Origin of the sequence: Alteraquisediminimonas sediminicola (assembly GCF_019740335.1) — a bacterium.
Lineage (GTDB): Bacteria > Pseudomonadota > Alphaproteobacteria > Sphingomonadales > Sphingomonadaceae > Alteraquisediminimonas > Alteraquisediminimonas sediminicola.
In genome coordinates this window covers 154251-163675 of record NZ_JAHXZS010000007.1, presented here as the reverse complement: position 1 = coordinate 163675, position 9425 = coordinate 154251, and the positions used below count along the sequence as shown (strand labels likewise).

The window sequence follows — 9425 nt, the reverse complement described above, 5'->3', positions numbered from 1 at the left end:
AGACCACGCTCTTTTCGCCATCGGCACCGGCAGAGATATCGAACAAGCCCGCGATATTGTGGCTGGTGTCGTCGGCGGTCAGATCACTTTCATCGACCGACAGGGTCGGCACGGCATCGCTGCTGCGGACAATCGTCGGCGTGTCATCATCCACATTGATGGTGAGCGAGCCGGTGTCAGTGTCGCCATCGACATCGCTGATCTGATAGTTGAACGTGAACGCCTGATCGTTTTCGTCAAACCCTGCTTCATGGTCGATCGGCGCATTCTGGGTGACGGTATAGTCACCTGTGGCCGTATCAAGCGTCACGGTGATGACGGTGGTGGTGCCTTGCTTGATCAGCAGGTCGCCGGTCTCTTCATCCAGTTCATAGGTGAAGCCGGTCGGTGCGCTGGTGTCGAGGTCGGTGAAGGTGTAGGTCAAGGCACCATCGCCACCTTCACCCGCAAGCGTGCCGGTGGTGTTGGCGGTATCCGGGGTAACGTCGTCGATGCCGCCAGGATTGCCGCCGGTCAGCGCATCATCGTCAAGCTGGACGGCAGCATTCTCACCCGTGAACGGTTCTGCATCTTCAATGTTGATGGTGAGCGTGGCGGTGTCGCTGTCGCCGTCGCCGTCCGTCAGCGTGTAGGTGAAAACGTCGGTCACGCCGCCAGCGGTGCCTTCGGCGCGGACATAGCTGTAGCTGCCATCGGTGTTGATGGTGAGCGTGCCATATTGACCGACAACCACGAATGCGCCTTCGGTGGCGGTGGTGTCGACATTTGCCGGGATGTTGTTGCTCGCGACGCCCGATACGGTCGCGCTATCTGCGCCTTGGGTGTCCTTGCCGCCATCGGCTTCGCTGTCGGTGATGACATTGCCGGTCGCCGGGCCAAATTCGCCGGATGCAATGCTGTCGGTGTCATCCGCTGCGATGGGCGCATCGTCGATGATGTCGATCCGCAGCGTAGCGGTGGCGCTGTCACCGTCTGCATCGGTGACGACAACGGTGAAGTTGTCGGAGGTCGCGCCGAGCGTGTTGTCGGTCAGCAGATAGGTATAACCGATCTGGCCCGGATCAATGCTGACGATGGTCAGGATGCCGTTGGCGGTGGTGATCGTCTGGCCCACGGTCGTGATGGCCGTGCCGTTGATCGTCACGCTGCCGGGGGCATCCGGCACGGTGATGTTGATGAAGCCATAGGTGGCTTCCGAATTGGCGGCGCTGTCCGAGCCTTCGCTCTCAAGACCGCGCGCAGGCAGGCCTGCTTCGCGGACGACGTCGGCGGCGTTGATGACGGATACGCCGGAATCATCGACTTCAATGTCGATCGTCGGCTGTTCATCAGGGATTTCTTCGAAGATCTGCGTCACTTCTGGTTCGGAGAACGCCAGTTCGGTCGGAGGCAGCAAATCGCCAAGGCCAAAGGGGTCGCCGATCGTGCCGGGGTCTTCCGAGAAGTTACCGCCGCCGCTCGATGGCGCGCCGGCCGCAGGCTGGGGTTCCTGACCGATCAACAGCGCCGCGACGTTGGCGGCGGGGAGTTCGACTTCACCGATGACGATCTGTGGGACGGAGATGGCGCCGTCCACGATCACGATCTGGCTGCCGTCCGGCATGTTGACGACCAAGTCGCGGCCAAGGACGCGAATATTGTCGAGCGAGACGTCTGCGGGTAGCACCACCACGCCATTGGCGGGAATGATGCGCGTGGCACCACCGAGGATCGTCACCTTCTGAGCGGGAGCCTGCCCCTCACCCTGAAGAGATTTCATGCCTGCAGTGCGGCTGGAAAAATTATCGATCGCCATCGTCTTTACCCCTTCAACAGATCGCTTCATGCGGTGAGGCCGCTGTTCGCGCCCTTGCCCAGAAACCTTTCAATGCGACCCGGAAGGCGAGACGCTTCGTGGCGCTCACTCGATATTGTTCAAAGACGATGCCGTGTGACGTTTGATTGCCGCCGCGCGATTCGCCTCCAAGGACCATTGACCTCATTCTTAACAAAATCGCAACTAAATTTAACACAGCTTTAACCATTAAACCATGAGTTAACTTTGTTTTTAATCAAAGAGCCCTTAAAGATGCAAAATAGATGAATTTTATTAAATTTGCAGAAAATGTTAATAAAATATCATATTAACAGATAGTTATTAAAGTTCCCGTGGTTAATTAACTTCTGGTTAACCATGATCGGTAAAAATTCAGAAACCATGTCCCTCAACCATGTGTTGGGGTTTCGCCGTCAAAACGGTCGATATGGAAAAGGGTTTGTCTTTTTGCAGCGCTTTGAAAAGCGCGTCTTCGGTCCGGCGAGTCGCTGTTGGTGCGGTGGCGCTCGGGCTGTCGCTCGCGGCTTCACCTGCGGCTGCATTCAATATTGAGCGGCTGCAATTGGCCGATCTGACTGCGGATCATGCGGCGGCATCGACTTTGACCTCGGTGACGCGCGTTGCGGCCTTTGATTGCGCCAGCACGCCGATGCCAGCGGCGCGCCCGCTTCCCCTCACAACATTCGCAACGACTGCGTCAGCCGCTAAAACCAGCGCCATTCTCGGCGGGGCGATGAGCGCGTTGGAGGCCATGCGTCATCAGCAGCGCAACGAGGGGGCATTAGCGGTGCAGGCTGCTGTAGTTCCGCCGTCAGTCGCCCCGCTCAATACCATGATGACCGCTGCCGCGCCTTGCACAGAGATGTTGGGTCGAGTGACGGGCAACGCGATGTTGAGCGACTCCAGCCGCGATCAGGGCAGCGTTGCGCCTGCGGTTTTCACCGGTCGCCCTGATGTATTCGGTTCTGTCGCGATGGCGGTGGGGCATACCCCGCTTGATAAGAAATGGAGCAAGCTGCGCGGCGTTCGGGTGAGCGGTCGTGCCGGTCCGTGGCGCCAGATGCTGACACAGGCGCGCGTGATGGATCAATCGCGCCGGATCGCGGAAATCAATCATTGGGTGAATGCGCGGATCAGCTTTGCCGATGACACGCAAACCTATCATGTGCAGGACCAATGGGCGGGTGCGGCCCAGACGTTGCAGCGTGGGCGTGGCGATTGCGAAGATTATGCGATCACCAAGATGCAATTGCTGGAAGCGGCGGGCATTGATGCAGCCGATATGTTCCTGGTCATCTCACGCGATCTCGTGCGTCAGGCGGATCATGCCGTGCTGGTGGTGCGCGATGCAGGCCGGATGGTCGTGCTCGACAATGGCACTGATCGGGTGCTGGATATGGCGGAAGTCCGCGATTATCGCCCGATCATGAGCTATAATGCCAAGGGTGCGTGGCTGCATGGCTATGCCGCGCCCGAGCAGATACAGACTGCCGAACAGGCCCGGCCTGCACAGATCGCCATGGCGAACTGAGCAGCCGGACCGGATCGGTTTTAAGGTCTGAAATCAGCCGCGAAAGGCGGTGAGTTCAACCTCGAATTTCATTTCCGGACGGACAAGGCCACAGACGATGCAGCTGGAGGCTGGACGAATATCGCCAAATACGCCGCCCAGAACCGGGCCGAGCACATCCCAATAGCTGGCATCGGTGATGTAATAGGTGGCGCGCACCACGTCCTTGATGTCGAAGCCGCCGTCGTTCAGCGCCTTTTCCACGATGGCGAGCGCATTACGCGCCTGATCGCGGGCATCGTCCGGAAATGCCTTGGTTTCGGGGTCGGGGCCGGTCGTGCCCGCGACGAAGCACCAATCGCCCTGCACCACGGCACGGCTGTAGCCGACCTGCTTTTCAAAGGGCGAGCCAGAGGAAATCAGCGTTCTGGTCATGCAAAGATCCTTTCATATTCAGAAGATTTGAAACCGACGAGCAATTCGTCATCATGCAGCAGCACGGGCCGTTTGATCATCGCGGGCTGTTCGACCATCAAGGCGATGGCCATCGCTTCGTTGACGATTTCGCGCTGATGTTCCGGCAGTTTGCGATAGGTGGTGCCGGAGCGGTTGAGCAATTTGTCCCACTCCACCATGTTGCACCAGTCACCAAGACGCGCCGCGTCGATGCCCGATATTTTATAATCGTGGAAATCATAAGGGATGCCGCGCTGTTCAAGCCATGCGCGCGCCTTTTTGATCGTGTCGCAATTCTTGATGCCGTACATGGTCGTGGCCATGGGACCTATGCTCCTGAATGCTGATGGATATGCGTGGGGCGCGACTTTGCGCGCTACCCCGGTGCAGCTTTGGCAGCGCTCCTGACCGCAGATGCGAAAAAGGTCAAGTTTTCTTGACGGACAGGCCGTGCCGCCTCTTGCCATTTGATGGGTTGGGCGGCTATCGGGGCTTTATGGGTATTCTCGCGAAAATCTTCACCTGGTGGAATGGCGCGACCATTGGCACCTCGCTTTATTCGCTTCGCAAGGGGCGTCAGGTCGGCGAGGATTCGACCGGCAACCGCTATTTCGAAGCCAAGGACAAGTCAGGCCGCCGCTGGGTCATTTATAATGGTCCCAATGACGCGAGTCGCGTGCCGCCTGAATGGCATGGCTGGCTCCATCATACGCATGATCTGTTGCCGCATGAATTGCCGGCGGCGCGGAATTGGGAAGCTGAATATTCCCCCAATGCCACGGGTACGGCGGATGCCTATCGCCCGGCTGGCGCGCTCGAACGGGGTGGCAAGCGTGCCGCTGCGACCGGCGATTATGAGGCATGGAGCCCGAACTGAGCGATGCGCGATCTGTGGCGTGAGAATATTGGAGAGGCGCTGATCGGGCTGCTGGTCGTGTTGGTTGCTGCATGGTTCGTGCAGGCGGCCTGGACGCGCACCGGCGGCGGCATTTCCGGCGAGACCATGCATGTGTCGGGCCTGTTCCCCAGCGTTGTCGGCGTGACGCTCGGCACGGATGTCCGCGTGGCGGGGATCAAGGTTGGTTCGGTCACTGCGCAAAAGCTTGATCCGGAAAGCTATCAGGCCGAATTGATTCTGTCGCTCGATCCGAAGTTGAAAATCCCTGCGGACAGCAGCGCCGCGATCACATCCGAAGGGTTGATGGGCGGGACCTATATCTCGCTCTTGCCCGGTGGCGATACCGAGATATTGAAGAATGGCGATGTCATTCTCGATACCCAAGGGTCGATGGATATGATGGGTCTGGTCGGTCAGATGATCAACAAATCGGGTGATGAGCCTGTCGCAGAGGACAAGCCTGCGGTTGCGGATGCTGCCGCTACGCCCGCTCTATGAAGCCCATCACGATCATGGCTGCTGGGGCCATTCTTGCTGGGCTGGCCGCTTGGCAGGGAGCGATTGCGTGGCAGGATCAAGAAGCGGGCAATAGCGCCGCCAATCCGCCGGTAGATGCGCCGGTTGAAGACAATCAGGTCGCAGCAGTTGCGCCGCCTGTCGCTAAAGCGACGCCATTGATTCGCGGCATCACCCCGATGGCCGAACGCGTGGCCGTGCTGGGCGTACTTAATAAGCGCAATGGCATCGCCCGCGAGATTAAGGTCAAGCCGGGGCAGGCGGTGCGTCTGGGCGATCTGATCGTGCGGCTGCGAGCCTGTGAAAAGACCGCGCCATGGGAGCATGAAAAGCTGACCGGTGCGTTTATCCAGACCGATGTGCGCGGGCGCGACGATAAATGGCGGCGGTATTTTTCCGGCTGGGTCTATGCCGAATCACCGTCGCTCAATGTGGTCGAACATCCGATTTACGATGTCTGGCCTAAAAGCTGCGCGATGAACTGGCCGGATGCGGGGCCTGATACCTTGGTCGCGGCAGCGCCTGCAGCGGGTGCAAGCGCATCGAGCGCGAAAAAATCACCCGATGTGGCGGAGGCAGTCGCACCTGCGCCGGAAACGCCCGCGCCTGCGACGGCCTTGGATAATAGCGCCCGATAAGCTTCCCGGCTGATCTCGATCGCGCCCAATGACGCGAGATGCGGGGTGATGAACTGGCAATCGAGCAGGCTATAGCCGCCGACCTTCAAGCGCGCGACGAGATAGGCCAAGGCCACTTTCGAAGCATCGGTGACGCGGGAAAACATGCTTTCCCCGAAAAATGCGCGTCCGATCGATACGCCATAGAGTCCGCCAACCAATTGTCCGTCGCGCCATGTCTCAATGCTATGGGCATGGCCGAGGCGGTGGAGCTGGGTATAGGCGGCGATGATTTCCTCGCTGATCCAGCTATCTTCGCGGTCGGGCTGGGGTGCGGCACAGGCGCGCATCACGCCTTCGAAATCCTGATCGACGGTGACGTTGAAGGTGCGCCGCCGCAGCGTCTTTGCCAGCGAATGCGACAGGCGAAAGCCATCGAGCGGCAGGATGCCGCGCCGTTTCGGCTCCACCCAATAGACATCGTGATCATCCCGGCTTTCGGCCATGGGAAATATGCCCGCGCTATAGGCGCGCAGCAAGATGTCGGGATGGAGCAGCTCGCCCGATGTCACCCGCGTTCGCGCGCCTTGCGATAGGTGCCGAGCAAGCGGACCCATTTGGAATAATGGCGCAGATCATCCAGTGCGCGCGCGACATGCGGCTGATCCGGATGGCCTTCGATATCGGCGTAGAATTCGGTCGCGGCAAAGCTGCCGCCGCGTTGATAGCTTTCGAGCTTGGTCATGTTGACGCCTTCGGTCGCAAAACCGCCCATTGCCTTGAACAAGGCCGCAGGAATGTTTCGCACCTCGAAAGTGAGCGTCGTCATCACCGATTCTTCCAGCGGCAGCGTGATGGGTGCGCGCGCCAATTCGACAAAGCGCGTGACATTATGCGCCTCGTCCGAAATCTGGCGGGCGAGTATGTCGAGGCCATATAGTTCCGCCGCCAAGGCCGGGGCAATCGCCGCGATGCCGGGCTGCGGCTGGGCGGCGATGAATGCGGCGGCGGCGGCGGTATCGGCATAAGCGACCGGACGGATATGATGATCGCGCAGCCATTTGCGGCACTGGCCAAGCGCTTGTGGATGGCTCATCGCCTCGCGCACATCGCTGACCTCGCCACGCCCCAACAGGCAATGGCGCACCGTCAGAAAATATTCGCCGATGATCGATAGCCCTGATTCCGGCAGCAGAAAATGCATGTCTGCCACCCGGCCATGCAGGGAGTTTTCAATCGGAATCAACGCCCGGTCGGCCTTGCCATCGCGCACCGCATCCAACGCATCTTCAAACGCAAAGCAGGGCAAAGGCACGGCATCGGGAAAGGCGTCCTTGACGGCCAGATGCGAGTTTGCGCCCGGCGCGCCCTGAAAGGCGACGGCATTGGCGGGATTGATGGCGGCCTGTGCTTCAAATTGGGCAACAAGGCGGCGTGCGGGTTCCGGATAATTTTCCATTTCGCCTTTGAGTTAGGGCTATCCGCCAAATCCTGCAAGCATGGCTTGCGATACGCTTGCGACATGCCTAAAGGAATGCGCGAAGATTTAAGGGGCGCGACTTGCGCGCGAATGGAGGTTTTCGGGGCATGAGTGATCGGTCGAACACGATTCTGGGCTGGGCCTTGTTTGGCGGTATCGCCGCACTTGGACTTGGCATTGTCACGGGTGAGTATTTTCACCCGGAAAAGCCGGAAACCGGCGGTTTCCCGATTGAGGGCGTCGAAGAAGGCGGTGCCGGTGGCGCTGCGAAGGTAGATCCGCCGATTGCCAATGTGCTGGCCACTGCCGATGCAGCAGCGGGCGAAGCCATTTTCAAGAAGTGTGCGGCGTGCCACACCATCACCCCGGGCGGGGCGAATGGCATTGGTCCGAATCTGCATGGCGTGTTGGGCAAGCCGCAGGCGGCGCATCCGGGCTTTGCCTATTCCGATGCATTGAAGGCTGTCGGCAAGAGCTGGACCTTCGATGAAATGAACCATTGGCTGAAGTCGCCGAAGGTCTATGCCAATGGCACGAAGATGAGCTTCGCTGGTCTTGGCAAGATCGAAGATCGCGCGGCGTTGATGCTGTACCTCAACGCCCAAGGGTCCAACCTGCCGTTGCCAGCACCGGTTGCCGAAGCGGCAGCCCCTGCGGGTGAGGAAGCGGCCCCTGCTGGCGACGCGAATGCGGCCGATGCTAACGCAGCGGATGCCAATGCGGCTGCGCCCGCAGCGAAATAATGCGATTTATCGGCTGATTATTTAGTCGATACAGAAGTTTAAAAGGGCTCGTCACCAGATGGTGGCGGGCCCTTTTTGCATGGTGGATGAATGGGCAGAAGGATCCGCGCGCTGTGGCAATGCTCACGCGAACAGATTGCGCTCGCCATCCTCTTCCACCAGTTCCGGCACTTCAAGCTGGGCGTGCGTGGCAAATTCAATATGGTCGGGATGCGACACATCGGCATAGAAGCAGCGCCAATATTGCCCGGTGATCATGGGCATCCATGCCGTCATCGCGGCTTGTGCCATGGCGATGGGCATGGTCAGCGGATTGAACATGAGATCGCTCAATCCCTTATCGAAATGATTCGCGGTCATATGGGCTCCTTGCTGATGGTGTCGCAGGCACGCCGGTTCGCTACTCGCCCCGCATATTTCATCATATGCGCGACGACTCCGAATACCATGATTTGGGTCAATTGTCCCGGCGGTGTGATTCGCGCGCTAGGACTTCAACCGCCAGCCGCATTTCAATAGCTTGTAGATCAGGATCGCCAGCACCATGTTCAGGCCCAACAGGCCCCATGCGCTAATCAGGACCGGCGAATCGGTCTGGCCCAGAAAGCCGTAGCGAAAGCCCGAAATCACATAAAAGATCGGGTTGGCATGGCTGACGGCCTGAAAAGCGGGGGCGAGCCGATCAACGGCGTAAAAAGTGCCGGACAATAATGACAAAGGCTGCACCACGAAATTGGTGACGGCGGCTGCATGGTCATATTTATCCGCCCATATTGCCGTCAGCATGCCCAACAGGGACAATAAAATCGATCCGTTCAGGCCGAACCAGACCACTGCCCAGAGATGTCGGGGCATGACATCGACCCCCGGCCAGCACAGCATCGCCAGCCAGACCACCACGCCCACCAGCACCGCACGGGTCACCGCACCGCCGATCAAGGCGGCCATCAGCTCTGCCGTGGACAAGGGTGGCATCAGATAATCGACAATCGTGCCCATCATCTTGCCGCCGAGGAAGGTGAAGGATGCATTGGCGAACGCATTTTGCATCATGCCCATCACGATCAGCCCCGGCGCAAGGAAGTCGGCAAGGGGTACGCCCATCACCAAATGGCCCTGCCGACCGAGCGCGACCGTGAAAATGATGAGGTAAAGTAACGTCGTAAATGCGGGTGCCCAGATTGTCTGGAGCTGCACCTTGAAAAATCGGCGCACTTCCTTCACATAGAGCGCGTGTACGCCCACCAGATTGATCCGGTGGAATATTGGCTCGCCCGGTTCCTTCCGGGCCGTGATTTTTGTCTGGTTCATCATGTGTGTATTGCCTATCGGCTACGCAGGCATGGTGCAAGACCGGAACAAGGCGCGATCACTGGGCCATGATTGATG

General features: G+C 59.1%; 11 protein-coding genes and 1 pseudogene. 5 read left to right on the top strand and 7 right to left on the bottom strand.

The features are described from left to right. Window positions 1-1795, bottom strand: a 1795-nt coding sequence (locus tag K6117_RS13280; RefSeq protein ID WP_221796103.1) for an Ig-like domain-containing protein, incomplete at its 3' end; no start/stop codon positions are given. Between the two features lie 415 nt (window positions 1796-2210). On the opposite strand from K6117_RS13280, the gene K6117_RS13275 reads away from it, so the two are divergent. After that, window positions 2211-3347: a transglutaminase-like cysteine peptidase gene (locus tag K6117_RS13275; RefSeq protein ID WP_221796100.1), complete on the top strand. Its 1137-nt coding sequence runs from the start codon at window positions 2211-2213 to the stop codon at window positions 3345-3347. 33 nt (window positions 3348-3380) lie between these two features. On the opposite strand, the gene K6117_RS13270 is transcribed toward K6117_RS13275, so the two are convergent. Continuing rightward, window positions 3381-3761 carry a RidA family protein gene (locus K6117_RS13270; protein WP_221796097.1) on the bottom strand — a complete coding sequence of 127 codons (381 nt, stop codon included), beginning with the start codon at window positions 3759-3761 and terminating at the stop codon, window positions 3381-3383. After that, window positions 3758-4105, bottom strand: a complete 348-nt coding sequence (locus K6117_RS13265) for an ArsC family reductase (RefSeq protein WP_221796094.1) — start codon at window positions 4103-4105, stop codon at window positions 3758-3760. Before K6117_RS13265 ends, K6117_RS13270 begins: the two co-directional genes overlap by 4 nt. Window positions 4106-4278: 173 nt before the next feature. Here K6117_RS13265 and K6117_RS13260 point away from each other — a divergent pair, with 173 nt between their 5' ends. The 3 genes and pseudogenes from K6117_RS13260 to K6117_RS13250 form a co-directional block, all read left to right on the top strand. Then, window positions 4279-4659 carry an NADH:ubiquinone oxidoreductase subunit NDUFA12 gene (locus K6117_RS13260; protein WP_221796092.1) on the top strand — a complete coding sequence of 127 codons (381 nt, stop codon included), beginning with the start codon at window positions 4279-4281 and terminating at the stop codon, window positions 4657-4659. Window positions 4660-4662: 3 nt separating this feature from the next. Beyond that, entirely contained in the window at window positions 4663-5178 is a 516-nt protein-coding gene (gene mlaD / locus K6117_RS13255) for an outer membrane lipid asymmetry maintenance protein MlaD (protein ID WP_221796089.1), read from the top strand. Beyond that, a pseudogene (locus K6117_RS13250) lies at window positions 5175-5609 on the top strand (DUF2155 domain-containing protein); the annotation flags it as partial. The gene mlaD and the pseudogene K6117_RS13250, both read left to right, overlap by 4 nt. Window positions 5610-5644: 35 nt before the next feature. Here K6117_RS13250 and aat read toward each other — a convergent pair. Both aat and K6117_RS13240 read right to left on the bottom strand, forming a co-directional pair. Then, a complete protein-coding gene (gene aat, locus K6117_RS13245) occupies window positions 5645-6385 on the bottom strand; it encodes a leucyl/phenylalanyl-tRNA--protein transferase (RefSeq protein ID WP_343211797.1) in 741 nt (246 codons plus the stop codon). Continuing rightward, window positions 6382-7272, bottom strand: a complete 891-nt coding sequence (locus K6117_RS13240) for a prephenate dehydratase (RefSeq protein WP_221796083.1) — start codon at window positions 7270-7272, stop codon at window positions 6382-6384. The genes aat and K6117_RS13240 overlap by 4 nt, the downstream gene beginning before the upstream one ends. A gap of 128 nt (window positions 7273-7400) precedes the next feature. Here K6117_RS13240 and K6117_RS13235 point away from each other — a divergent pair, with 128 nt between their 5' ends. Continuing rightward, complete coding sequence (locus tag K6117_RS13235; protein WP_221796081.1) at window positions 7401-8036, top strand: c-type cytochrome; 636 nt, start codon at window positions 7401-7403, stop codon at window positions 8034-8036. 123 nt (window positions 8037-8159) lie between these two features. On the opposite strand, the gene K6117_RS13230 is transcribed toward K6117_RS13235, so the two are convergent. Further along, complete coding sequence (locus K6117_RS13230) at window positions 8160-8396, bottom strand: hypothetical protein (protein WP_221796077.1); 237 nt, start codon at window positions 8394-8396, stop codon at window positions 8160-8162. Between the two features lie 126 nt (window positions 8397-8522). Next, on the bottom strand, window positions 8523-9350 hold the full coding sequence (locus K6117_RS13225) for an ABC transporter permease (protein WP_221796074.1): 828 nt from the start codon (window positions 9348-9350) through the stop codon (window positions 8523-8525). Between the last annotated feature and the right edge of the window lie 75 nt (window positions 9351-9425).